Below are 25122 nucleotides of genomic sequence, written 5' to 3'. Positions count from 1 at the left end.
TCCTTTGTGTCAACGGGGAAGGGGCATGATACAGTATCCGCATGCCGCAGGTTTTTTCGACGATTCAGTTGCTGGTGGCGCCGGTGGTGATGATCTCGGCGTGCGGGTTGTTGTGTCTGGCGCTGTACAACCGGCTGGCGGCGATCGTGTCGCGGGCGCGGGGGTTCATCAAGGAGCAGTTCGATGTGTTCTCGCGGCTGTCGCATCTGCCGCTCGAGCAGCAGACGAGCGTCGAGGCGCGGCTGCTGCGCAAGCGCGTCGGGGCGCTGGACCGGCAGGTCAATGACATCATTCGCCGGGCGCACCTGATGCGCGGGGCGGTGACGTGCATGCTGCTGACGATCGCGTGCATGCTCATCTGCTCGCTGCTGTTGGGGCTGAGCACATGGGTGAACGTCGGGCCGGCGGCGCTGGGCGTGTTCACGCTCGGGCTATTGGTGATGCTCGCGGGCGTCGGGTTCGCGCTGGCGGAACTGATGCGGGCGATCGATCCGGTCATGGTCGAAATGGCGAGTCTGCGCGAAACGGATCACGAAGACGCGATGCACGATCATTAAACCTTTCGGAAATGAGGCGCGACATGAAGAGGTTCACGCAATGGATGACCGTGCTGCTCATCAGCGCGGCGGCGATGGTTCATGCGGCGGATGAAAAGCCCAAGTGGCATCGCGTCATGCCCGACACGCCGGCGAGTCTGGCGGAGCATGACAGGATTGTCTGCGCGAAGTTCGGGGAGCGCGAAGTGACGATGGATATCTATGTGCCGAAGGAGGGGGACACGTTTCCAGCGCTGCTGCTGATTCACGGAGGCGGGTGGGCCAAGGGGCAGGTCGAGCAGGACAAGCCGCTGGCGGAGCGATTGGCGGTGCAGGGGTTCGTCGTCGCGCAGATCGATTACCGGCTCAGCGGCGAAACGAAGTATCCGGCGGCGCTATACGACTGCAAGGCGGCGGTGCGCTTCCTGCGGGCGCACGCGGCGGAGTACAAGATCGATCCGACACGCATCGGATGCATCGGCGGATCGGCGGGCGGACATCTGTCGGGCCTGCTGGCGATGAGCAATGGGCAGACGAAGCTCGAAGGCGACGGGGGCAACGCGGAGCAGTCCAGCGCGGTGCAGGCATGCATCGTGATGGCGGCGACGATGGACCTCGTCGAAGCGAACATGGAAAAGACCTCGGAGAACGCGGTGACGTTCTTCGGCTCGACCTGCGCGGACAACCCGGCGATCTACAAGGAAGCTTCGCCGATCACGTATGTCAACGACAAGAGCGTGCCCACGATGTTCATCGAAGGCGAGAAGGACACGGTGAAAATCGGCCGGTCGCGCATGCAGGATGAACTGCGGGCGCTGCATATTGATACGCCGTTGTTGACGCTCAAAGATGCGCCGCATCCATTTTGGATGAGCCAACCGTGGCTCGACGAAACGGCGAAGGCGGCGGGGGAATTCTTTGCGAAGCATCTGAAGAAGTAGCGGTCAGGTGTCAGGCATCAGCGATCAGCAGGAAGTGGCTGACACCTGACCGCTGATCGCTGACACCTATTCATTCGACCACTTCGAGGCGTGCGTATTCGAGGACGAGGGTTTTGGCGCCGACGCGCTCGAAGTAGACTTTGGCGCGGCTGGGGGCGGCGGGGGGGGTCAGCGTCATGATGCGGCCGAGGCCGAATTGGGGATGGCGCACGCGCGTGCCGATGCTCAGGCCCAGGTCATGGCCGTAGACGATGTCGGTCGGCGTCGTGATGATCGTGCGGCGGTCATCGTCATCATCGTCGCCGTAGCGGTCCCAGGGGCTTTGGGCGTAGCCGGAGAGGTCCTGGACTTCGGCGACGTCGGGGCCGATCTGTTTGAGGAAGGGGCTTGGGATGGTGCGTTCGCGGAGGCCGCGGATGGTTCGGTAGCGGGCGTGGGACATCATCAGATGTTCCTGCGCGCGCGTGATGCCCACGAAGCAGAGCCGGCGTTCTTCTTCGAGTTCATCGATGCTCTGCGCGGCCCGGCTGTGCGGGAGGACGCCTTCTTCGAGACCGATCATGGCGACGACGGCGTACTCGAGGCCCTTGGCGGCGTGAAGGGTCATGAGCGTGACGGCCCCGCCGGACGCGCCGTCGCCTTCGGCCACGGCGTCGACGTCGGCGACGAGACTGACGCGCTCCAGGTAGTCGGCGAGCCGCTGGCGCAGCGAAGCGTCGGCGTTGTCGTATTGATCATCGAAGTGCTGCGCATCGCTGACGAGTTCGTAGAGGTTGGCGAGCTTCTCCTCGTCGCCGGTCTTCTCGTCCTTGTAGAACTTTTCGAGCCCGCTGTCGCGGAGGACCATTTCGATGACATCGCGCGCGCCGGGCTCGAAGCCCAGCGTGTCGGCGTGGATGTGGTCGACTTTCTTGTGCCACGTCTCGATGATTTTGGCGAATTTGTTCACGGACGTGACCGCCCGGGCGTTCAGCGCCCCGGCGAGGCCGGCCCGTCCGACGGCTTCCCAGAGCGAAAAGCCCTGCGCGACGGCGAAGGCCTGAAGGTGATCGATGGTCGTCTGCCCGATGGCGCGGGCGGGGGTGTTGATGACGCGCGCGAGACTGACTTCGTCATCGGGGTTGACGATCAGCCGCACGTAGGCGAGGGCGTCCTTGATTTCCTTGCGCTGGTAGAAGGCGGTGCCGCGCGCGACCTGGTAGGGAATCGCCTCGTTCATCAGCGCCGCCTCGACGACGCGCGAGAGGGCGTTCATGCGGTAGAAGATCGCCATGCGTCCCCACGGCACGCCCGCCTCGTGATGATGCTTGAGGAAATTGACGACGAGCGACGCTTCATGCTCCTCATCGCCCGCCTGCACGATGCGGATCAGCGAGCCGTCGGCGTTCTCGGTGAACAGCGGTTTGTGCCGCCGCTGCTTGTTGTGCTGAATCAGCGCGTCGGCGGCCTTGAGGATCTGCGGGGTCGAACGATAGTTCTGCCCGAGTGCGATGACTTTCGCATTGGGATAATGCTTTTCAAATTCGAGGATGTTGCGGATGTTCGCCCCGCGCCAGCCGTAGATCGACTGATCGGGGTCGCCGACGACGCACAAGTTGTTGTGCGCGGCCGCGAGGGCGTGGGCGATGACGAACTGGGCGTGATTGGTGTCCTGATATTCGTCGATCTGCACGTACTGATAGCGGTCCTGCAATTCGAGGCGCGTCGGCTCGTGATGCTGAAGCAGCTTGGCGGTTTTGAGAAGCAGGTCATCGAAGTCGAGCGCGTTGCTCGTGTTCAAAATCGATGCGTACTTGCGATAGACGCGCGCGACGGTCTTTTCGTAAAAGTCGTGCGCGTTTACGACGTAGGCGTTGTCATCGATGAGTTCATTTTTGGCTTTGGAGATCGTGCCCAGCATGATGTCGGGAGTGAAATGCTGCGTCGAAAGATCGAGGTCCTTGAAGACTTGCTTGATGGCACGTTTCTGATCGTTGGCATCGAAGATGACAAAGTCTTGCTTGACGCCCGCAACGTCGAAATGATTGCGGAGAATTCTGGCGCAGAGCCCATGAAACGTGCCGACGGTCAGGGCGGCGGCCTGCTTGGGGGACATGAGCTGGGCGACGCGCTGGCGCATTTCGCCGGCGGCTTTGTTCGTGAACGTGATCGACAGCACGGACCAGGGCGCGATGCCGACTTCGAGGACGAGATAGGCGGCGCGGCGGGTGATGACGCGCGTCTTGCCGGACCCGGCGGCGGCGAGGACCAGCAGCGGGCCTTCGATCGTCGTCACGGCGTCACGCTGCGGCTCGGTCAGGTCGGCAAGGAGTTCGGGGTGGGGCATGAAAAGAGGGGGAGAGGGGTTGGGGGTTAGGGGTTGGGGATCAGGGCAGGGGGCAGCATACAACACGCGGGGGTGTTTTGCAGGTGGAGACAAGTTGGTGTTTGATCCGGGGCTTCGCTGGGCTCAGCCCGCGGCTTTTTGTCTTTCACTCCGCACTCCGCGCTGCCAATTCCGCACTCACCCCGAGGCGCTGTTAGCGTCGTTCGTATCCTCACTCGGAGGTTCGACGAAGCGGAGCGGCTCGGGGGCGGGTTTGCCGCGGAGTTTGGCGAGCAGCGTGATTGTCGGCGTGGAGAGGGCATAAAGCGAGAAGACGAGGGCGAGGGTGATTTCCGGTTTAAGCAGGAGCGGGACCAGCAGCAGGACGGCGGTGGCGATGATGTGGAACGGTGCGCGGCCGCGGAGATAGCGGTTGAGCACATGGATATAGCGCATCGTCGAGACCATGCCGGCGGCGGCGAGCAGCGCGATCAGCGCCATGCCGATCGCGGTCATATGCGCGAAGTCGGGGTGATCGGCGACGAGACTCTGATGCATGAGCACGAGCGAGGCGACCGTGCCGGCGGCGGCGGGGGAGGGCAGGCCCTTGAATGATTTGTGGTCGATCTCGGTGGGCAGGTCGATTTCGATATTGAAGCGGGCGAGCCGCAGGGCGCAACACGCGGCGTAGACGCCGGCGATGACGAGCACGGCCCGGTCGAAGTAGGTATCCATCCGAGCCGTGCCGAAGAACGGCGTGCCGATGCCGACAAGCTGAATGACCATGAAGGCGGGCGCCACGCCGAACGTCACCATGTCGGCCATCGAATCGAGCTGTTCGCCGAGTTCGGAGGTCTGGCGCGTCATGCGTGCCACGCGCCCGTCGAGCGCGTCGAACACCATGCCGAGGAAGATCAGCGACGCGGCGACGGTCAGCGGGGACTGGGAATTGAAGACGACGGTGCCTTCGGCCCGGCTGGCGTAGAAGATCGAAGCGAACCCGCACAGGAGATTGCCCAGCGTGAGCATCGACGGGATGGTCTTGGCCATGTTCCGTCGTCGCATGCGGCGTCGTGCTCGGGTGCGTTGGTTCATAAGGGGGGAGGGGGGTTGGGGGTTAGGGGTTGGGGATCGGGGGTTAAGGATCGGGCCGATCCCGGATCCCTGACCCCCGATCCCCAGTTATCACTTTTCCAGGCCGAAGAGGATGACCAATTGTACGGGCTGATTGCGGCGGGTTCCGCTGAGCATGGCTTGGGCGAGGGATTGGGGTTGGGGGTCGGGTTTTTCGGGTTTGGAGGCGGCGTCGGAATCCGGTTTTTCTTCCGGGGGAAGATTGGCCCAGAGGGCGTAGATGACGTTGGGGTCGAGGGGTTGGTAGAGGCGGAGGGCGTCGAAGCTGGTTCCGTCGAGGAGTTTGGATTGGGGGTTGCGGGGGATGAGGGTCGGGGAGGGCCCATAGTGATGGGGCAGGAGGTCGATGCGGAGGGGCCCGATCTTGTCGAGGGGGGCTTCGAGGCGGACGAGCAATTGCTGTTCGCCGCCGATGAGTTTGAGCACCTGCGGGGAGCCGGCCTGATCGACGTAGGCGACCTGCTGAATGCCGGCGAGCCGATCGACGAGGGTCAGCGGGTTGTACGTGCCGGAGGGAGGCATGCGGAAGACCGGCGCGGAAAAGCGCGGCGGAAGGTTGGCGGTGAAGAGCCCGACGCGATCGCGGTCCATCACGCCCAGTCCGAACCCGTTGTCGCGCCATCGCTGCATCAGCTCGGCGTCGAAGGCGGGGGCGTCGAGGGAGCGCGTGGCGATGAGTGTGCGCGGATCATTTCGCGGCAGGACGAGCATCTGCACGACGAGCCGGGCGGGCGGTGCGTTGACAACCGGTGCGGCCATCGGCGCGGCATTGGTCAGCGGAACAGTCGTGGGCGTCACGGTCCCGTCGGACCCATGCGTGGCCAGTTCGCTGAGCGTGACATGCTCGGGAAGGTCGCCGGGCTTGTCGGTGGTTTTTTCGGTGCAGGCGGGGACGAGGAACACAAGAACGAGCAGTGCCAAGCCGCAAGCGGCTGTGTGCATCATCGATCTGTTGATCGTTGCGAACATGCGGTCAATCGCCTCGGAGGACGGATTCGAGCGCAGCGAGTCCGGCTTCGACCTGCTCATCGCTGACGGTCAGCGGCGGGGCGAGTCGCAGGACGTTCTGCTGGGCGGAGCCGATCAATAGTCCGCGATCCAGGCAGCGGGTCATGACGTCCGCGGCCTTGTCGAACCAGGCGTTGGCCGGGTCCAGTTCGATACCGATGAAAAGTCCGCGGCCGCGCACGTGTTTAATCACGCCCGTTTCATCGGCCATCGCATGCAGATCACTCATGATTTTCTCGCCGAGCTTGGCGGCTCGGCCGAGCAGCCGATCGCGGGCGAGGACTTCGAACATGCGGGCGCTGACGGCACAGGTGACGGCGTTGCCGCCGAGTGTCGTGGCGTGCGGGACGCCGTGGTAGTGCTCGGAGTCGAAGAACTCAGCGATGCGCGGATGGGCGCACATCACGCCCAGCGCCAATCCGCAGCCGACGGCCTTGCCGAGCGTCATCATGTCCGGCTCGATGCCCGCATGCTGGTAGGCGAACCAATTGCCCGTCCGCCCGCAGCCGGTCCACACCTCGTCGACGATCAGCAGCAGGTCATGTTCATCACACAACTTGCGCAGACCCGGCAGGTAGTCGTCATCGGGGATGTTGATGCCGCCCTCGCCTTGAATCGGCTCGACGATGATGGCGACGGTTTGGTCATCGATGGCGGCCTTCATGGCGGGTAAATCGTTGTAGGGGACGGACGAGAAGCCCGGCAGGTAGGGCTGATAACCGAGTCGGACCTTGTCCTGCCCGGTGGCCATCATGGCGGCGAACCCGCGGCCGTGGAAGGAGTTGGTGGTGGAGAGCACCTTATATCGCTTGCCCTGCCCGTAGAGTCGGGCGAGTTTGAATGCCGCTTCGTTGGCGTCGGACCCGGAGTGGCAGAAGTAGCTGCGGCCGTTGAACCCGCGCTTGGCGATTTCCTCCGCAAGCCGGGTCTGCGGCTCGGTATGGAGCAGATTGCCGACGTGCCAGAGCTTGTTGACCTGCTTGGTGGCGGCGGCGACGAGGTCCTCGTGGCAATGGCCGAGGATTCCGGCGCCGAACCCGCTGAAAAGATCGAGATATTTTTTGCCGGTCGAGTCGGTCAGTTCACATCCGCGGCCTTCGATCATGGTGATCGCGTACCGGGGGATGTTGTGGGACATATACTGATCGTAACGGGCGATGACCGGATCGGCGGTTTTCACGGATGATGACCTCGCTGTGTGCGGACCAACGGACGGGATCGGCGACCGGCCATCTTATCACGCCCGCCGGTTTTGCGGTAGACCCGACTTGGCAATCGGTTTAAGGCCCGCTATACTTGCTCCTTCCGATCTGGTCAGGGTCGGGCATCCATGGTGGGCTGCGGCCTCCGCGGCCGGGTGTATGTGTCGTGTCAAAACTTATTGAACCGAAGCGCCCTTATGGCTGGGGTTGCTCTTCGCCACGCGAAGACTGACCGCGTCCCCTCGCCGGTGTCGCTGAAAGGATTTGTCCCATGGCTGATTCACTCGTTCGACAACTGCTGGAAGCCGGTGTCCACTTCGGGCACAAAGCCGCGAACTGGAACCCGAAGATGGGCGCGTACATCTTCGGCAAAAAGAACGGCATCCACATCATCGACGTCCGCGCCACGATCAAAGGCCTGCTTTTGGCCAAGCGCTTCCTGACCCGCACCGTCGCCGGCGGCAAAGACATTCTCTTCGTCGGCACGAAGCGCCAGGCCAAGGGCACGATCGAGACCGTCTGCACCGAAGTGGGCCAGCCGTTCGTGACTGAGCGCTGGCTCGGCGGCACGCTGACCAACTTCCGCACGATCCGCTCGCGCCTCAAGCGCCTCGAAGAGCTCGAGACGCTCATGAACTCCGAAGAGTGGACGACCTATTCCAAGAAGATGGCCAGTCAGCTCACGCGCGAACGCCGCAAGATCGCGCGGAACCTGTCGGGTATCCGCGGCATGAATCAGCTTCCGGGCGCGATGGTCGTCATCGACGTCCGCCGCGAGGTCAATGCGCTGCGCGAGGCGACGAAGCTGGGCATCCCGACGGTGTGTCTGATCGACACGGATTCGGACCCGGACCTGTCGGACCTGCCGATTCCGGGCAATGACGATGCGATGCGCGGCATCGAGATCATCATGCGTGAGCTCGGGGCCGCGGTGACCGAAGGCAAGGGCGCCCGCGCGGTGCAGGAAGCGTCGCGCAAGGGCGGGGACGATTCGGCCCCGCAGCGCCGCCGTTCGAGCCGCTCGCAGTTCCGCGCTGAGGAGCAGACGCCCGCCGCGGATGCGGACGTCGCCGCCGGGGCGAGCGTCGAGGAAGGCGCCGAGGTCGAGGCCCACGAACATGCGGGCAACGGCGCAGCCGAGTAATCATTAAAACGCGCGGGCGGCGGCGATCGCGCCCGCTCCACGAAAGTTCACGCAAGGAGTTACCACGATGGCAATCTCTGCCAAAGACGTCATGTCCCTCCGTCAACGCACGGGCATGGGGATGATGGAATGCAAGGCCGCGCTGACCGAAGCCGACGGGGACGTCACGGCGGCGATCGAAATTCTCCGCGCCGCCGCCAAGGGCAAGATGGACGAGCGCTCCGACCGCGCCGCAGCCGAAGGCGCGATCGCCATCGCGACCGACACCGGCGCCGCGGCGATGGTCGAGCTTAACAGCGAAACCGACTTCACCGCCCGCAACGATTCGTTCGTCGGGGCCGCCGACAAGGTCGCGCAGATCGCGCTGGCCGGTGCGGACGGGGCGGTCGCTACCAATGATGCGATCGTGGCGGCGGTCGATGAAGTGCGGCTGACCACGAAGGAAAACTGCTCGTTCGCGCGCGGCATCAAGTATACCGCTCAGAAGATCGGCGCGTACCTGCATCACAACCGCAAGGTCGCCGCGCTCGTCGTCGTCGAAGGCGACGTCGACGCCGAGACGCTGACCGGTCTGGCGCAGCATGTCGCCGCGGCGGATGGTCAGATGCTGCCGATTCCGCTGGCGATTGACGAGAGCGGCCTGCCCGCCGCCGACGTCGCCGCCAAGAAGGCCGAGTTCATCGAAGAGGCCAAGGCCTCCGGCAAGCCCGCCGACATCGCCGAGAAAATGTCCGGCGGCAAGCTCCGCAAATGGGTCGATGAAAACACCCTCGTCGGCCAGGCGTTCGTCAAGGACATGACCGGCAAGACCAAGGTCGCAGAAGTCCTCGGCAAGGCCAAGGTCAAGGCGTTCACCCGCTATCAGGTCGGCGTCAAATAAGCGCCTTCACCTCTCCCTCCGGCAGAGGTCGGCCCAAGGCCGGGTGAGGGTGCGTCCGATCACGGACTTGATTCGATACGCAGCGCGCCTTCATTCGTGGCCACCCTCACCCCAACCCTCTCCCGGAGGGAGAGGGGGCAGGCAAAAACACCTTGTTTCAAACGTTTTTCAAGGCGGCGGGACTTCCATCCCGCCGCTTATTTTTTGCAAATCACTGAACCAACGCATCCCTCATTCGTCTGTCTGGGTAGAAACGTCGTGTCGACGCCCGTAACGTGAGTCAATCGCATCTCACCGCAAGGGAATCACCACATGCTTCGCCCCCGGGTCACTTCCATCGTGTGCGTCCTGTGTCTGACCGGCCTCGCGTCCGCTCAGAATGTGCAGCAGCGCATCGCCGAGATTCGCCGCCAGCAGGCGATCGACGGGGCGGTGCAGCAGATGGCCGCCAATCAGCGCGTCGGCTCCTCGCTCAACGCCGGGATCGCCAAGGCCCCGTTCGGCGAGATGTCCGCCCGGCAGGCCTTCGACTGGCTCGCCACCGTCAGCGGGCTCCCGCTGGTCATCAACTGGGAGAAACTCGGCGAGGAGGGCATCGACGAGAAGCAGAACGTGACCCTGCCCGTCGGCGCCGACATTACCGTCGCCCGCGCCCTGGACATGCTCGTCAAGCAGATCGCCGTCGACAACAATCTGCTCTGGGAGCCGACGCCCTGGTACGTCGAAATCCTCACCAAGAATCAGGCCAACCTCCGCACGACCGTGATTACCTATCCCATCGGCGACCTGCTCCATGTCGTCCCGCAGTTCGACAACGCCCCCGACTTCGACCTGACCGCCATCACCAACAGCAGCGGCGGCTCGAAGGGCGGCGGGTCCGGCAGCGGCGACCTGTTCGGCGATACGTCCAATGACAAGGGCAAGGATCAGACCGCCAAGGAAAAGGGCGAGGAACTGGCCCGCATCATCCGTGACACCATCGAGCCGGACCTGTGGCGCGCCAACGGCGGCAACGTCTGCTCGATCACTTACTTCGACCGCTCGCTGATCATCCGCGCCCCCGCATACGTGCATCGACAGATCGGCGGCATCCCGGCGATGCCCGCCGCCGCCGTCAACGCCGCGCCCGTGCCGGGCATCGGTGTCGGCGTGGTCCTGCCCGATCCGCAGGTCAGCGTCGTACAGCAGGGAACCGTCCTCGACGCCGCCGGCGCCGCCGACTACACCGGCCGATACGTCACCTTCACCACCGGCTTCTCCTCCGCCACCGTCACCGGCCTGCGGCAGGTCACCCCCGGCACCGTCACCACCCAGCCCAACCTTTCCGCCCGGCCCTACCAGCGCGGCAACCGCGACGCCGGCATCGCCCCCCGTGTCATGCGCCTGCCCTGAAGTCCCCGCAATACCGGTGCGCTTGTCACAGAAAAGCACGGCCGACTTCGGCCGTGCTGTTTTCCTGACTTGCGTCCGATCCCGTCGCGCGACCATAATTCATCCATCACACTTCACCAAAGGGGGCGCTCATGCTTGTCGTGAACACCGAATCGATTCCCGGCTATCGCCTCGTGTCGGTCAAGGGGCTCGTGCAGGGCAACACGGTGCGGGCCAAACACGCCGGTCGCGACATCGCCGCAAGTCTCAAGAACCTCGTCGGCGGCGAGCTCAAGGGCTACACCGAACTGCTCACCGAATCGCGCCGACAGGCGGTCGAACGCATGCTCGCGCAGGCGAAGCAGCTCGGCGCCAACGCCGTGCTCAATGTGCGCTTCTCCACCAGCGCCGTCACCGCCGGCGCCGCCGAACTCTACGCCTACGGCACGGCGGCGATCGTCGAGAAGGAATCGACTGCGACCGCCGAAGCCGCAGAGTATCGGGAGATGTGACATGACCCATGCACCGCCCATCCTCGCGAAGTTCGACGCCGACCTGTTCAATCTCGTCTTCGGCGTCGGCACGTTCGTCTTCTTCCTCCTGCTGGGCCTGATCTTCGGCCGGGCCACGGAAAGGAAACACCTCGCTTCGATCGCTCAGCGCAATGCCGAAATGACCGACTTCCTCGTCACCGATGTCAAGACGTTGCCCGGCGCCGATGCGGCCGGCGGCGGCCTCCTCGTGACGGGCGAAGTCGTCGTCGGCTCCGACTATCTCAAGACGTGGCTCTCGGCGATGCGCAACATTTTCGGCGGCGAGATGCGCAGCTTCGAGCGACTGCTGTTCCGGGCGCGCGAAGAGGCGAAGCTGCGCATGATGGCCGAAGCAAAACGCCTCGGCTACAACGCCATCTGCAACTACCGCATCGACTTCGTCGGCCTCGGCGGCTCCGCGGCGCGCGGCAAGGGCGCGCCCATGGCCGGCATCATCGTCTCCGGCACCGCCTACGTCATCAAGCCGGTGTGACCTTCATGTCCAAATCAGACGATGACCAGTCGGTGTTCAACGAGCCGTTCATGCGCGGCGACGATTTTGAATCGGACCCGAGCGAGCCCGCCGCCGCCCGCCGCATCGCCCGCGATGAACAGGCCGGCCGGGAGGAGGAGCAGGTCGACGGCTCGGTCTTTGACGATCCGACCTTCAGCCCCGAACTTGCCGGCGTGACCGCCCGCCCCGAGCAGACCTACGCCGACTTCATCCGTCGCCGGCGCGCCAAGCTGGGCATCGCCGGTTCATGGGCGCTGTCGCTGATCATGAGCGCCGCCGCCGGCCCGTTCGCCGTGGCGGGTACGTTCATGACCGGCGGGCAGGCCGGGACGTGGGGCCTGCTTTCGGCGGTGGTGGCGGCGCCGCTTGTCGAGGAGATGATGAAGATCGCGCTGCCGCTGTGGGCGGTGGAGCGCAAGCCATGGATCTTCGTCTCGCGCGTGCAGATCGCCATGACCGCGATCGCCAGCGGACTGGTCTTCGCGTCGATCGAGAATCTGCTGTACCTGCACGTGTACATTCCCGATCCGCCGCCGGGACTCATCGCCTGGCGGTGGACGGTCTGCATGGCGCTGCATTCGGGTTGCGCCCTGATTTCGTCGCTGGGACTCATGAAAGTCTGGGCGAACGTCTGGCGCACCGGCAAGCGCGCCTCGATCGGGGCGGCGGGCGGGCACATCATCGCCGCGATGACGATTCACGGTCTGTATAACCTCGTCGCCATGCTGGCGGAGTTCTCGGGGTATCACTTCTGAAAATGCCTGAAAAATGGGCTGTTTCGGGTCGTCACGCCTGATTAAGCCCGCATCGGCGCTGGTCGATAATTCTGCCTGGACGAGGCATCGAAGGACGGCGCCATGCTTGCGAATGTGTCCGATACGTTGTGGCTGATTGTGGCCTCCGCTCTCGTCTTCATCATGCAGGGCGGGTTCCTGTGCCTTGAAGCGGGACTGACCCGCTCCAAGAACTCCATCAACGTCGCCATCAAAAACGTCACGGACTTCGGCATCTCCCTGCTGATCTTCTGGGCGTTCGGCTTCGCATGGATGTTCGGCAAGTCGCAGGCCGGCTGGATCGGACACAGCGACTACGTCATCGGCGTCGACGAAAACAACGCCTACGCCATGACCCTCTTCCTGTTTCAGGCCATGTTCTGCGGCACCGCCGTCACGATCATGTCCGGCGCCGTCGCCGAGCGCGTCCGCTTCGTCGGATACCTCGTCATGGTCGTCGTCATCAGCGCGCTGATCTACCCCGTCTTCGGTCACTGGGCATGGGGCGGCGACGGCATCGTGAACGGCTGGCTCAAGTCCCGCGGATTCGTCGACTTCGCCGGCTCGACCGTCGTGCACAGCGTCGGCGGTTGGGCCGCGCTCGCCGGGATCATCATCCTCGGTCCCCGCCTCGGAAGATTCCCCAAAAACGCACCGGCGCGCGAAGTGCCCGGGTCCAACGTCCCGCTCGCCATGCTCGGCGTCATGCTCCTGTGGTTCGGATGGATCGGGTTCAACGGCGGGTCCACCCTCGCCATCAATGACCAGGTCCCCATGATCATCGCCAACACGATGCTCGCCGCCTCCGCCGGGCTCGTCGCTTCGCTGCTGATCAGTTGGGCCAAGTACGGCTTCCCCTCGCCGGGGTCGATCATCAACGGGTCCGTCGGCGGACTCGTCGCCATCACCGCGAATTGTCATTGCGTCCATCCCGGTCACGCCGTCGTCATCGGCGCCGTCGGCGCCGGCGTCGTGCATCTGGCTTCGCGCCTGATGGTCCACATGAAACTCGACGACGCCGTCGATGCGGTGCCGGCGCATTTGGCCGCGGGCATCTGGGGCACGCTGGCGGTCGGACTCATGGGCGACCCGAAGCTGCTGGGCACGGGGCTGGGTTGGATTGAGCAGATCGAGATTCAGGCGCTGGGCGTGGTCGTGGCGGGGGCGTTGACGATGGGCGTGATGCTGCCGGCGCTGTGGGTGACGCATCGCCTGATCGGCATGCGCGTCACGGCGGAACAGGAGCACATGGGCCTCAACGCCGCCGAGCACCGCGCCACGACCGAACTGCACGACTTCGTCTCCGTGATCGAGAAGCAGTCCAGGACGCATGACCTGAGCTTGCGCGCGCCCGTCGAGCCGTTCACCGAAGTGGGCCAGATCGCCGAGCGCTACAACGAGCTGATCGGGTCGCTCGAAAAGTCGGTGACGAACGTCGAGCATCTGAAGCGCGTGCAGGTGCGTCTGCGCGAGGCCAAGAAAGCCGCCGACACCGCCAACGCCGCCAAGAGCGAATTCCTCGCCAACATGAGTCACGAAATCCGCACGCCCCTGCACGGCATCCTCAGCTTCGCCGGCTTCGGCCTGAAGCGCGCCGAGGCGGCCGACAAGGCCAAAATCATCGAGTATTTCCAGCGGATTCAGACCTCCGGCGATCGACTGCTGATGCTCGTCAATGATTTGCTCGACCTCTCGAAGCTCGAAGCGGGCAAGATGACCTTCGACTTCTACCGGCACGATCTGGTGCTGACGATCGCCGCGGTCGTCGATGAGGTCGAGTCGCTTATTTCCGAGCGCGATGTGAAGATCGAGTTCGTCCGTCCCGGCGAATCGATCGAAGGCGTGTACGACCAGACGAAGATCATGCAGATCATCCGCAACATCATCAACAACGCCATCCGTTTCTCCCCCGCCGGCTCGACCATCACGCTCACCGCCCAGCGCTTGGGCGACGAAGCGGAGATTCGCGTGCGCGATCGCGGCGTGGGCGTGCCCGAGGGCGAGCTCAAGTCGATCTTCAACAAGTTCGAGCAGTCGTCGCGGACCAAGAGCGGCTCCGGCGGCACGGGGCTGGGGCTGGCCATCTGCACCGAACTCATCGCCGCGCACGGCGGGCGCATCTGGGCGGAGAATCATCCCGACGGCGGGGCCATCTTCATCATCCGCATGCCGCTCAACGCCCTGACCGTCACCAGCTCGCAGCCCGTCGGGCCGACGCCTTTCGACAAGGCCGGGGACGGGAGCTGGTGGGCTCAGATCGCCGGCGACGCGCCCGCCGAACTGCCCGATCATGACGCTTGTTCCGGAGATTCCCGATGAATCGCCCCATTCTGCTCGTCGACGATGACGAAACGAATCTCGCCATCCTGGAGGAGATCCTCCGCGATGTGTACCCGCTGATCCTGGCGCGCGACGGCGAGGAAGCGCTGGCGATGTACCGTCAGCACAAGCCCCCGCTCGTACTGCTGGACATCATGATGCCCAAGATGAACGGCTACGACGTCTGCCGGGCGATCAAGCAGCAGGACAAGGCCCGGTTCACGCAGGTGATTCTCCTCTCGGCCAAAGCGTCGATGGAGGAGCGCGTGCGCGGCTACGAGGCCGGGGCGGACGACTATCTGACCAAGCCCTTCGAGGAGGAGGAGCTCAAGGCCAAAGTGCGCGTGCATCTGCGGCTCTGCGAAGCGCTGATGGAGCTTAATGACGCCCGCGCCCGCACGGAACTGGACAACGGGAAGCTCGAGCAGCTCGTCCGCCGCCGGACCAACGAGCTGATCGAAACCCGCGACCTGGTCGTGTTCGGCCTCGCCAAGCTCGCCGACTCGCGCGATCCGGAAACCGGCGATCACCTGGAGCGCATCCGCGCCTACTGCCGCATTCTCTCGGAGCATCTGGCCCAGCACGGCCCGTTCGCCGGGCAGATCACCGATGCGTTCATTCACACGATCTATCTCTCGAGCCCGCTCCACGACATCGGCAAGGTCGGCATCCCCGATGCGATCCTGCTCAAGCCCGGCCGACTCACCGACTCGGAGTTCGACATCATGAAGCGTCACGCCGCCATCGGCGCCGAGGCGCTTCAGGACGTCGCGCAGCACGGCACATGCGGCGGATTCCTCCAGATGGCCATCGACATCGCCCGCTCCCATCACGAGCGCTTCGACGGCACCGGCTACCCCGATGGGCTGAGCGGCGGGGCGATCCCGCTCTCGGCGCGCATCGTCGCCGTCGCCGACGTGTTCGACGCGCTGACGAGCGTGCGCGTCTACAAGTCGGCCTATTCGACGGAAGTCGCCAGGACGATGATCATCAACGAGTCGGGCAAGCATTTCGATCCCACCGTCGTCGAGGCGTTCATCGCCTGTTACGACCAGCTTCTTGAAACCCGCCGCTCGTACAACAGCGACGCCGCGGGCTCGGCCGCGATGGTCTCCTGAGACCAAAAAAGTCGGACAAATCTCAAAAAACACGCTGAATTTCAGCGGGTTTTTCACATGCGCGGCGTTGAATCGCGTAGGGTGGCGCTTCAAGCTGGTTCATCCATTCGCCGCAACTTCAATGAAAGGTCATTTGCTCATGCCCGTCAGTCAGACGCCGCGCTGGAAAGAACGCGTTCAAACCATGGACAGTCCCGTTGATCGCATCGTGCTGCCGAAGGTCCAGGACGCATCGCTCGCGCAGGATGCGGAATGGTGCACCGTCGTGTGCGACGACGCGTCCCGCCGGATGCGCTTTCACGATTACCACGAAATTTTCAAAGTGCCCGGTCTGTACGAGCGGCTGTTCTACGAGACGCTCGAATGCTGCTCGCCGAGCCGCGTGGCGCATCTGCTCGAGGACGTGTTCGGCGATTTCTCCGACGAGCTGGGCGACCTGCGCATTCTCGACGTCGGGGCGGGCAACGGCATGGTGGGCGACGAACTGATGGCGCGCGGGGCGGAGCGGATCGTCGGCGTGGACATCATCCCGGAGGCGCGCGAGGCGGCGCTGCGCGATCGGCCCGAGGTGTACAGCCAGTATCTCGTCGCCGACCTGACCGACCTGCCCGAAGCGCAGGAGGAGCGTCTGCGGCGCGAGCGGCTCAACTGTCTGACGGTCGTGGCGGCGCTGGGTTTCGGCGATATTCCGCCGCGCGCTTTTCTCAAGGGGCTCGACCTGATCGAAACGCCCGGCTGGGTGGCGTTCAACCTCAAGGAGGATTTCATCGACGAGCGAGACACGAGCGGGTTCAGCCGGCTGATTCGACAATTGACGTTTGAACACGTGCTGGAGCCGCAGGCGTATCGTCGATACGCGCATCGGCGCTCGGTGGCGGGGGACCCGCTGCATTACGTGGCGATGGTGGCGCGGAAACTGGCGGACGTGCCGGACGATTTCGCGGCGGCGTTCGACGATTGACCGTCATGCGGCCGCGCGGCACAATCGCATCATGTTGATCGGCGTCATCAGTGATACGCACGACCGTCTGCCGACGATGCGCAGCGCGCTATTGATGTTCAAGGCGCGGCGGGTCGAAGCGGTGCTGCATGCGGGGGATTTCGTGGCGCCCTTCGCGGCGAAACTGCTGGTCGATCCGGCGGTCGCGCCGACCGAGGTCCCGCTCTATTGCATCTATGGCAACAACGATGGCGAACGCGCGGGGCTCAGGAAGGTCCTGCCGCAGGTGATCGACGGCCCGTGGCGCGGGACGCTGGGGGGATGCGTCATCGCGATGCACCATTGGATCGAATGGTTCAATCCCGGCGAAACCGACGGCGCGGACATCGTCATCTCCGGCCACACGCACGAAGTCGTCAACGAAAAACGCGACGGCGTGCTGTACCTCAACCCCGGCGAATGCTGCGGCTGGCTCAGTGGGCGCTGCACCGTCGCGCTGCTCGACACGGAGCGCGTCGAGGCCCAGATCGTGGATGTAACCGAGTTGTGATCCGATGACCCGCGGCGTCTATATTCGCGGGCTGTCCACGACGCCGCCCATTGGGAAATATCACCCGATAACTCGCAAATCGGCTTTTGGGACGCAAAAACCGGTCCGGGTGTCCCATAATATCCGCAAAGCCATGCTGTTTTGGCCTTTGCAAATATTCTCGGTCTCCCTTATTGACTCGTTAAAGTTATATCCAATACTGAAGGAAGCGATGGTGAACACGTTTCATTGGGAAATTTGCCCCAGTAGCGTGAGCATCGAGCACGGGCTTGCCGTGGTGGGTCGAGCCGAACTCGTGCGGAAAGAGGGTAGGTCATGATCATATTTCATCGAACGCTGCTGATGGCGGGACTGGTGATCGCGATGGGCGGGTCGAGCGCGCGGGCGCTGCCATTGGATTGCGACTTGGCGCAGTCGGGTGGTCGTTCGCCGTTCAGTGACCGGGCGGGGGTGATCCCGACGTTGTGGGATGTGTTCGCCAATCATTCGCTGAGCGTCAACACCGGGCCGGACGTGACGGACATTAATGCCATGAACCCCAGCGACCTGGCCGAGCCGGGCCGGGGCAATCCGAATCACGAGTTGCTGGGTCAGATTGTGCGTTTCGGTCGGCCGGACGGCGTGGATCGGCCGCTGTGGGCCATCGTCGATCGTTGGGTGATGATCGATCATCCGTACCTTTTGTACTTCGATTTCCAGCACGACACGCATCCGTTTGTCGAGCATCACGAGCAGCAGCCGCTGGAGCGCGAGATTCACGGCTTCTTCGCTCCGTCGCAGGACGGGCATCAGCCCAATTCGCCGGCGGCGCTGACGGTGTTCTCGATGCCGGTGCCCGAGCCGGGCGCGATGGGCGTGATGGTCATCCTGATCGCCATCGCTTCGCTGCGTCGTCCGCGGCCCAAGCCGGTGCATATGTAATCGATGGGCAATCGCAAATTGAAACCTCTGAATAACCACCAAGGCACCAAGAACACGAAGGTGAAATCAGAGTTTTGAACTCAACAACGCATTCCTTGGTGACTTGGTGTCTTGGTGGTTCAATTATTCAAAGATCCCAATCTGCAATGAGGTGTCATGAAAAAACCCAGCCGATGGCGGCTGGGTTTTGCGTTTCGTATTCGAGTCGCGCGATGCATGCTCACGGCGAGCCGGTCGGGGCGAGGGCGTCGACGTCCTTGGCCTTGATGATGTTGAGCTTCAGGGCGGGGTCGTATTCCTTGTCGCCGACGACGCCGACGTACTGATTGAGGATCGGCGTCAAGTCCATGTCGGGTTTGACCGGCTGAACGTACGCGACGGTCAGGCCCGAGAGCTGATCGACGAGGCGGTAGAGCAGGGGAAGCTTGTCGCCGGTGTAGAGGGTTGAGGCGGCGAGGCGGCCGACGGCGATGTACTGCTTGGGCTTCTTGGCGTCGGCGTCGGCCCGCTGCTGATCGGCGGCGGCCATCTGCTTCTTGACCGCGTCGATTTCGGCGAGCGTGGCCTGAAGTTTCTGACGATTCTTGAGCAGTTCGACGCGTGCCTTGATGAGCCGCTTGTCTTCGGGGCTCAGGTCTTCGGACGTCGACAGATGTTCGTAGTCCATCTGAAGTGCCGCCAGCGACTGCTTCTCCAGCGGCAGCTTCTCCATCTCCGAATAGCGCGCTTCCAGGTCCGTGAGCTTGGGGTGCGGACCGCTCACGACGCCCGGCTGCTCCGGCACGGCGGGAATCGGCGTCTCGGGTTTCGCCGGCGCTTCGGGCGCGGCGGGCGTTTCGACGGCCGGCTTCTCCGGAGCCGCGGGCGTCTCGGGCGCCGCCGGCGCTTCGGGCGTGACCACCGCGACTTGCGTTGCCTTCATCGGCTTCTCCGGAGCCGCCGGCGCTTCCGGAACCGCGGGCGTTTCCGGCACGGCGGGCTTCTCGACGACGGGCGTCGCGGGCGCTTCGGGTTTCACCACCGGCGCGGCCGGCGCTTCGGGCGTGGCGGGCTGGGCGTTCTTCGCCGCCGCGATCTGTTCGGGCGTGGCGACGTCGATCATTTCCTTTTTGACATACAGCCGCGCTTCGGGCGGCGGGGCGATCTTGTAGAACGCCCCCGCCTCGCCGAGTACGCGCACCTTGTCGCCGTCGTTGAGGCGCAGCAGAATTTTGTAGCTGTCATCGGGGCCTGCCGGCGACGGCGCCCGCACGCGCACCGACTGACCGATGATCGAGCCCGTCTGGCCGCCGGCGTCGATCTTGACGAATTCCTTGGAGACGTAGCAGAACGAATCGGCCGGCGCGGTGACCTTGTACCACCCGTAAAGGTTCTCATGCACCATCACGATCGCGCCGCGGTCGAGCTGGATGACAGGGTAGTAGTTCTCGCCGGCCCCGGCGCGGATGTTGACCTTGTCGGAGTTGACGACGCCGGCGAAGGGGAAGTTCTGCGCCAGTGACCCCGCCGCGAAAACGGCGAGAATTGCCGCACACTGGATGGATGTTTTAAACGTGGTGGTCATGGTGAAATCCTTCGGTGCGTTGCTAAGATGCGATTCTCTACGCTACTGTATACCCGCGGCGAGGTAAAGTCCGCCGGACCGTTGGGGCACTTTTGCCCATCCAGACAGGATATGCTCATGAAACGTGTGGTGACGGGTCTGTTGTGGGCCTTGGTGCTTGGAGCGGGCGGGTGCGCCGATCCGCTGTCGGTGGATAACACGCTGGGACTGCGCGATCAGATCATCGCCGCTCAGAAGCGTCAGCTTGAAGGCGTCAAGGACGCTCAGGCCGTCGAACCCAAGGCCGAGCCGGGCGATCTGTACCTTGAGAAGGAGCCGGATCGGATCAAGCAGCTTGACACGATCTCCGGCCCGGCGGTGTATACGAAGGAGACGATCGATCTGGGTCCCGGCCTCGACGCCGCGCCGATGCGCGTCACGAATCTGTCGCTGCAACAGGCCATTCGCCGGGCCGTGTCCAATAACCTCGATCTGAAGATCGCCCAGCTTCAGCCGGCCGTCAGCGAAGCGCAGGTCGCCGCCGCCGAGGCAATTTTCGACGCCGTGTTCTACACGGATGTGAACTACACGAAGGTCGACCGCCCGCGTCCGCAGCCGCTCGTGAGCAACGGGCTGGGCGGGCTGACGCCCGTCGGCGCCTCCGCCACCAGTCAGAACACCGCGACCCTCGAAACCGGCATCCGCAAGCCCCTGGAAACCGGCGGCCGGCTTCAGGTCTCCAGCGGCCTCGACTACACCGAGGACCACAGCCCCAACTTCGCCCAGTCGCCCAATCCCTCGTTCGTGTCCAACATTCTCGTCGGCGTGTCGCAGCCCCTGCTCCGCAACTTCGGCACGTACGTCAACCGCTCGCAGATCATGATCACGCGCAACGCGCATCGCAACGATGTGCTGGCGATGCAGTCGCAGATGCTCACCACGCTCGGGCAGGTCGAGGCGGCTTACTGGAACCTGATCTTCGCGCGACGGCAGTACGCCATTCAGCAGCGCCTTTTGAAGATGACGCTCGACACGCGCGACACGATCTTCGCCCGCGCGCAGTTCGACGTGAACCCGGTGCAGAAGGCGCAGGCGCAGGCGTTCGTGGAGAATCGCCGCAATGATCTGATCAAGTCGGGGCAGACGATGCGCGACGCGTCCGACACGCTCAAACGCCTCATCAACGACCCGGACATGCCGCTGTCCGACGAAACGCTCATCGTGCCCAGCGATGATCCGATCGAAGTGAGCGTCGGCTACAACCTGCTCGACGCGGTGACGACGGCCCTGAAGAGCCGGCCGGAAGTCCGGCAGGCGCTGCTCAACATCGATGACGCGTCGATTCGTCAGGCCGTGGCGGACAATCAGCGACTGCCGCAATTGAACCTCAACGCCAGCGTGCAGTACCGCGGGCTTTCGGAAGAGGTGCACGGCAGTTTCGATCGGCTCACCGATGCGAACTTCATCGACTACGTCATCGGCGGTCAGTTCGAGACGCCGATCGGCAACCGCGCCGCCGAGGCCGACTTCCGCCGCACGCGCATCGCCCGCCAGCAGACGGTGATCGCGTACCAGAACACCGCGCAGGGCATCGTGCTGGAAGTGAAGACCGCCCTGCGGGAACTTCAGACGGCGTGGAAACTCATCGGCGTCAACCGGGCCGCGCGGCGCGCCGCCGCGGAGAACCTCCGGGCGCTGCTCGAGCGGGAGGAGCGCGGCGAAGCGCTGACGCCAGAGTTTCTTCTGGACCTCAAGCTCAACACGCAGCAGCGCCTCGCCGACGCCGAAACGCGCGAGCTTCAGTCCGTCGTCGACTACAACAACGCCATCGTCCGCCTCCATCAGGCCACCGGCACGCTCCTGGAGCATGACCAGATCAAGATGGAATGGCCCAAGGACATGTTCAGCGATAAGTAAGTGCCTGGTGATTCTGGCCGAGGCGGGGGGACTGAAGTCCCCCCGCCTATAATCATTCATGCGATACGCCGATTTCAACTTCGAATCGTTCCGGGCCAATCCGTCCTATCGGGTGTGGGCGTCACGCGCGCAGCAGCAGCCGTCGTGGACATGGAAGTATGCCGCTCTGGCGGCGGTGCTCGTGCTCATCGTGCCCATCGTCGTGCTCGTCGCCGCCGCGGTGTTCATGTTCGTCATCATCTTCGCCATCCTCTCCGTCCTCGCGTACTTCAACCGCGTCATCAGCGGATGGACCAGCGGGAGCGGCGGGGCGCACATGCCGATGCAGGACGATGACGGACGGCGGAACGTGCGCGTGGTGAAATAAGATCGGGGATCAGGGGTTGGGGATCGGGGATCAGGGGGGGCGTCAGACGGGGCGGGGGGTTTTGGCACTTAATGCGGATTCGATGGCGTCGATGACGCGGCGTCGGACTTCGGCGAGCGGGGCGTTGACGCGCCCGCCGGCGGCTCGGGCGTGACCGCCGCCGTCGAATTGATGCGCCAAGGCGTTGACGTCGATCGCATCCTCGCCGGGCTTGGAGCGGAACGAAAGCCGCACCGTGCCGTTGCCTGTTTCCGTGATGAGCGCGACGACCTGCACATCCGCCACGATCTGCGGCAGGTCGACGAGGCGCTCCGTCTCTTCGATGCGGGCGCCCGTGTCGGCGAAGTCGGAGGCGCGCAGGGTCATCACGGCCGCCGCCCCGCCGGCGACGAGTTGCAGACTGTCCAGTGCGCGGATCGTGAGCTGAAGTTTCTCCGGTCGCTCGGCCTGCTCGAGTTTCATGTACAGCGTCGCATGATCCACGCCCTCGCGCAGGAGCCGGGCGGCCAGCAGGTGCACGCGCTCGTCCGTGTTCGAGAAGCGAAACCAGCCGGTGTCCGAGGCGATGCCGACGTACAGGGCCGCGCGAATCGCATCGTCATAGGGGCATTTCATGGCGTCGATCAACTCGGAGACGATCTGCGCCGCAGCGGCGACGGTCGAGTCGATGTGGCGCTTGGCGCCCACGTCGTCGCCGCGCAGGTGATGATCGATCACGATCACGCGCTGTCGCCGCGGTTCGAGCCACGCCCGCATCGGATCAAGCTGGCTCCATGCCCCCGTGTCGACGACGACGATCACGTCCGGTTCGCCGCTCGGCAACGGGTCCTTGTCGGTGTTGTGCAGATGAATCGGCGCGCCCGCCGCGAGCATGTCCAGATTGCCGACGATCGGCGGCATGATCCATCGCTCGGCCTTGTGCCCTTTGAGCTCGATCGCCCGCGCCAGCGCCATGACCGACCCCAGCGCGTCGCCGTCGGGCTTGGCGTGCGTGGTCAATACCACGCGCGGCGCAGCCAGCAGCGTCGCGGCAACGTCGGCGAGCGTCGTGTTCGATTCATATTTTTCCAACGGCCAGCTCCGACGCACACAAGAGGTTCGCATCATACATCGCCTGAACGCTTCGCACATCCCGCTGCATCTGCTCCACCAGCGGCTCGACGCTTGTGAACACCGCCTGATCGCGCAGGAAGCGCAGCACGCGAATCTCCAGCACCCGGTCATACAGATCGCCCACGTCGCCCATGATGTAGACCTCGAAGGCGCGGTCGCGTTTGCCGAAGGTGGGTTTGACGCCGACGCTGATGGCGACGGGGAAGGTTCGGCCGTCGAGATCGATGGTGCCGCCGTAGACGCCGTCGGCGGGCAGGACGCGGTCGGCGGTGTCGATGTTGGCGGTGGGGAATCCGATGGTGCGTCCGCGTTTTTCCCCTTCGATGACGCGGCCGCGCATGACAAAAGGCCGACCCAGACAGATTTGTGCATCCGCCACACGCCCGCAGGCCACGAGGAAGCGCACGAGCGAACTGCTGATGGGCACGATGGTCTTGTCGCGCAGCGTGGCGGCGACGCGGTCGACGATGTGCACATCAAACCCCATCTCCGCGCCCAACTCCTTGAGCAAGCGCACATCACCCTCGCGCTTGCGGCCGAAGCGGAAGTTGCCGCCTTCGACCCATGCCTGCGGCGCGAACTTGCTGACCATCTTCTCGACAAACGCGCGCGGCGTCAGACTCAGCACCGTCCGCATATCCGGCTCGAGCCAGTCGATGACATCCGCGCCCGCTTCGCGCAGCGCCGCCTCGCGCTGGGGCCGATCCATCAATGTCGGCGGCGACGCCTCGGGGCGAAGCTCGGTGAGCGGATGTCGCGTGAACGACACGACCACGACCTGCGCCCCCGCCGCATCGGCAAGCTGGCGCGCCCGGCTGATGAGTGCCGCATGTCCCCGATGCACGCCGTCGAAATTCCCCACCGTGATGACCGACCGCCGCTGCGTCATGGTCAGAGCATAGACGGATGCGCAGGGGGTCACAAGTAATTTAGCTCTCCCTCTTGAGGGGGAGGGTTGGGAGGGGGTGAATCAAATCAGCCCAGCGCCGTGTCCACATCGAATCCAAACCCGCGCCAACTGATGCGATTCACCCGCCCCCAGCCCCGCCCTCAAGGGCGGGGGCCCAAGAAATCGAAAACCCCGCCGGATGGGGGCGGGGCTTTCTCTTTCATCCCTTCGTCACGGAGGTGTTTTCGCCCTTCTCAGCAGACTCAGCGGCTTCGCTTGACGTTCGATCGGCAGAGGGTCATCACGAGGCGGATCGTAAGGGCCCCATATGTGCGGGGCGCGACACGATGGTGAGCGATGCGTGAAGGTTCGTGAGAATTCGGCAAGCTCGCGGGGCGTGTGGTCGATAAAGAACGAATGAGCGATGCACCTCCATCCTCCCCCGCCGCCGGCGGCCCGCTCTCGGCGGAGCACAAGGAGCAGATCGCCGAGGCCGCCGCACGCCTTCGCAAGATCAAGGGGGCCGTCAAGCTCGCGAATTTCAACGGCTACACGACCGCCATCATCGCCGCCTGCTGTGCGGTCGGTCTCGCCTTCGGGCCGGACCTGACCAACGTGCTCATCACCATCGCGCTAAGCTATGTGGCCTTCACGGAATTTCGCGGCCGCACTATGTTTCAGAACCTCGACGTCCGGGCCGGGCGAACACTCGGCGCCAACCAGCTTGTCTTCCTCGGCCTGATCACGATCTATTGCCTCTGGTCGATCTATCAGGCGTATTTCGCCCCGATGCCCTCCAGCGGGGATGCCAGCGTCGACAATCTCATGAAGGATTACGAGCCGACGGTCCGCTCGATCCTCGTGCTTGTCTACACGCTGGTCATCGTGCTGAGCGTGGTGTTTCAGGGCCTCTGCGCCCGCAGTTACTTCATCGCTGGGCGGCGTTTGCGCGAATATGTGGAACAGACGCCCGACTGGATCGTCCAACTCCAACGCCCCGGATTGGGCCAGTGAGCCGACCGCGGGCGGCATCCAACGCGGTCGATCGGTGCAACCGTTGTCAATGAAGCAGGTTATGGTTGGGTGTGCATGGTCTGTGTATAA

The 25122-nt window shown here is 64.1% G+C and carries 22 protein-coding genes and 1 pseudogene; 16 read left to right on the top strand and 7 right to left on the bottom strand.

Features of this window, described 5'->3' with window-relative positions; all coding sequences use genetic code 11:
* Nucleotides 1–41: 41 nt before the first annotated feature.
* Both GC162_05010 and GC162_05005 read left to right on the top strand, forming a co-directional pair.
* Entirely contained in the window at nt 42–557 is a 516-nt protein-coding gene (locus GC162_05010) for a DUF2721 domain-containing protein (protein ID MBI1367995.1), read from the top strand.
* 44 nt (nt 558–601) lie between these two features.
* Nucleotides 602–1477, top strand: a complete 876-nt coding sequence (locus GC162_05005; GenBank protein ID MBI1367994.1) for an alpha/beta hydrolase fold domain-containing protein — start codon at nt 602–604, stop codon at nt 1475–1477.
* Nucleotides 1478–1547: 70 nt separating this feature from the next.
* Here GC162_05005 and GC162_05000 read toward each other — a convergent pair whose 3' ends face one another.
* The 4 genes from GC162_05000 to GC162_04985 all read right to left on the bottom strand — a co-directional run bounded on the left by GC162_05000 (nt 1548) and on the right by GC162_04985 (nt 7062).
* A complete protein-coding gene (locus GC162_05000; protein MBI1367993.1) occupies nt 1548–3803 on the bottom strand; it encodes an AAA family ATPase in 2256 nt (751 codons plus the stop codon).
* 177 nt (nt 3804–3980) lie between these two features.
* Nucleotides 3981–4877: a CDP-diacylglycerol--serine O-phosphatidyltransferase gene (locus tag GC162_04995; protein ID MBI1367992.1), complete on the bottom strand. Its 897-nt coding sequence runs from the start codon at nt 4875–4877 to the stop codon at nt 3981–3983.
* A 90-nt stretch (nt 4878–4967) separates the two neighbouring features.
* The gene (locus GC162_04990) at nt 4968–5861 is read right to left on the bottom strand and encodes a hypothetical protein (GenBank protein ID MBI1367991.1); all 894 of its coding nucleotides are present in this window, start codon (nt 5859–5861) and stop codon (nt 4968–4970) included.
* A gap of 28 nt (nt 5862–5889) precedes the next feature.
* A complete protein-coding gene (locus GC162_04985) occupies nt 5890–7062 on the bottom strand; it encodes an aminotransferase class III-fold pyridoxal phosphate-dependent enzyme (protein MBI1367990.1) in 1173 nt (390 codons plus the stop codon).
* A 335-nt stretch (nt 7063–7397) separates the two neighbouring features.
* Here GC162_04985 and rpsB point away from each other — a divergent pair, with 335 nt between their 5' ends.
* From rpsB to GC162_04930, 11 genes are all read left to right on the top strand, one after another.
* On the top strand, nt 7398–8270 hold the full coding sequence (gene rpsB / locus GC162_04980) for a 30S ribosomal protein S2 (protein MBI1367989.1): 873 nt from the start codon (nt 7398–7400) through the stop codon (nt 8268–8270).
* A 67-nt stretch (nt 8271–8337) separates the two neighbouring features.
* A complete protein-coding gene (gene tsf / locus GC162_04975; GenBank protein ID MBI1367988.1) occupies nt 8338–9150 on the top strand; it encodes a translation elongation factor Ts in 813 nt (270 codons plus the stop codon).
* A 312-nt stretch (nt 9151–9462) separates the two neighbouring features.
* Nucleotides 9463–10542 (top strand): hypothetical protein, encoded by a 1080-nt coding sequence (locus GC162_04970; GenBank protein MBI1367987.1) that lies wholly within the window; start codon nt 9463–9465, stop codon nt 10540–10542.
* Between the two features lie 131 nt (nt 10543–10673).
* Nucleotides 10674–11033 carry a heavy metal-binding domain-containing protein gene (locus GC162_04965; protein ID MBI1367986.1) on the top strand — a complete coding sequence of 120 codons (360 nt, stop codon included), beginning with the start codon at nt 10674–10676 and terminating at the stop codon, nt 11031–11033.
* A complete protein-coding gene (locus tag GC162_04960; protein ID MBI1367985.1) occupies nt 10909–11547 on the top strand; it encodes a heavy metal-binding domain-containing protein in 639 nt (212 codons plus the stop codon). Before GC162_04965 ends, GC162_04960 begins: the two co-directional genes overlap by 125 nt.
* 5 nt (nt 11548–11552) lie before the next feature.
* Nucleotides 11553–12323: a PrsW family intramembrane metalloprotease gene (locus GC162_04955; protein MBI1367984.1), complete on the top strand. Its 771-nt coding sequence runs from the start codon at nt 11553–11555 to the stop codon at nt 12321–12323.
* Between the two features lie 102 nt (nt 12324–12425).
* Nucleotides 12426–14660: an ammonium transporter gene (gene amt, locus GC162_04950; GenBank protein MBI1367983.1), complete on the top strand. Its 2235-nt coding sequence runs from the start codon at nt 12426–12428 to the stop codon at nt 14658–14660.
* Nucleotides 14657–15778 (top strand): response regulator, encoded by a 1122-nt coding sequence (locus GC162_04945; protein MBI1367982.1) that lies wholly within the window; start codon nt 14657–14659, stop codon nt 15776–15778. The genes amt and GC162_04945 overlap by 4 nt, the downstream gene beginning before the upstream one ends.
* Nucleotides 15779–15899: 121 nt before the next feature.
* Entirely contained in the window at nt 15900–16739 is an 840-nt protein-coding gene (locus GC162_04940; protein ID MBI1367981.1) for a methyltransferase domain-containing protein, read from the top strand.
* Nucleotides 16740–16770: 31 nt separating this feature from the next.
* The gene (locus GC162_04935; GenBank protein MBI1367980.1) at nt 16771–17268 is read left to right on the top strand and encodes a YfcE family phosphodiesterase; all 498 of its coding nucleotides are present in this window, start codon (nt 16771–16773) and stop codon (nt 17266–17268) included.
* A 315-nt stretch (nt 17269–17583) separates the two neighbouring features.
* Nucleotides 17584–18189: a hypothetical protein gene (locus tag GC162_04930; GenBank protein ID MBI1367979.1), complete on the top strand. Its 606-nt coding sequence runs from the start codon at nt 17584–17586 to the stop codon at nt 18187–18189.
* A 798-nt stretch (nt 18190–18987) separates the two neighbouring features.
* Here GC162_04930 and GC162_04925 read toward each other — a convergent pair.
* A pseudogene (locus GC162_04925) lies at nt 18988–19083 on the bottom strand (2-oxoglutarate dehydrogenase E2).
* A 697-nt stretch (nt 19084–19780) separates the two neighbouring features.
* Here GC162_04925 and GC162_04920 point away from each other — a divergent pair.
* Entirely contained in the window at nt 19781–21649 is a 1869-nt protein-coding gene (locus GC162_04920) for a hypothetical protein (protein ID MBI1367978.1), read from the top strand.
* A 58-nt stretch (nt 21650–21707) separates the two neighbouring features.
* Nucleotides 21708–22016 carry a hypothetical protein gene (locus GC162_04915; protein ID MBI1367977.1) on the top strand — a complete coding sequence of 103 codons (309 nt, stop codon included), beginning with the start codon at nt 21708–21710 and terminating at the stop codon, nt 22014–22016.
* Nucleotides 22017–22058: 42 nt separating this feature from the next.
* Here GC162_04915 and GC162_04910 read toward each other — a convergent pair whose 3' ends face one another.
* Nucleotides 22059–23240 carry a hypothetical protein gene (locus tag GC162_04910; protein MBI1367976.1) on the bottom strand — a complete coding sequence of 394 codons (1182 nt, stop codon included), beginning with the start codon at nt 23238–23240 and terminating at the stop codon, nt 22059–22061.
* Entirely contained in the window at nt 23074–24018 is a 945-nt protein-coding gene (gene ribF, locus GC162_04905) for a riboflavin biosynthesis protein RibF (GenBank protein ID MBI1367975.1), read from the bottom strand. The genes GC162_04910 and ribF overlap by 167 nt, the downstream gene beginning before the upstream one ends.
* A gap of 417 nt (nt 24019–24435) precedes the next feature.
* Between ribF and GC162_04900 the strand changes: the two genes are divergently transcribed.
* Nucleotides 24436–25032, top strand: a complete 597-nt coding sequence (locus GC162_04900; protein ID MBI1367974.1) for a hypothetical protein — start codon at nt 24436–24438, stop codon at nt 25030–25032.
* Nucleotides 25033–25122: the final 90 nt, after the last annotated feature.

Source organism: Planctomycetota bacterium (assembly GCA_016125255.1).
Taxonomy (GTDB): Bacteria; Planctomycetota; Phycisphaerae; order Phycisphaerales; family Zrk34; genus RI-421.
This window is presented reverse-complemented; position numbering and strand designations above follow the sequence as displayed.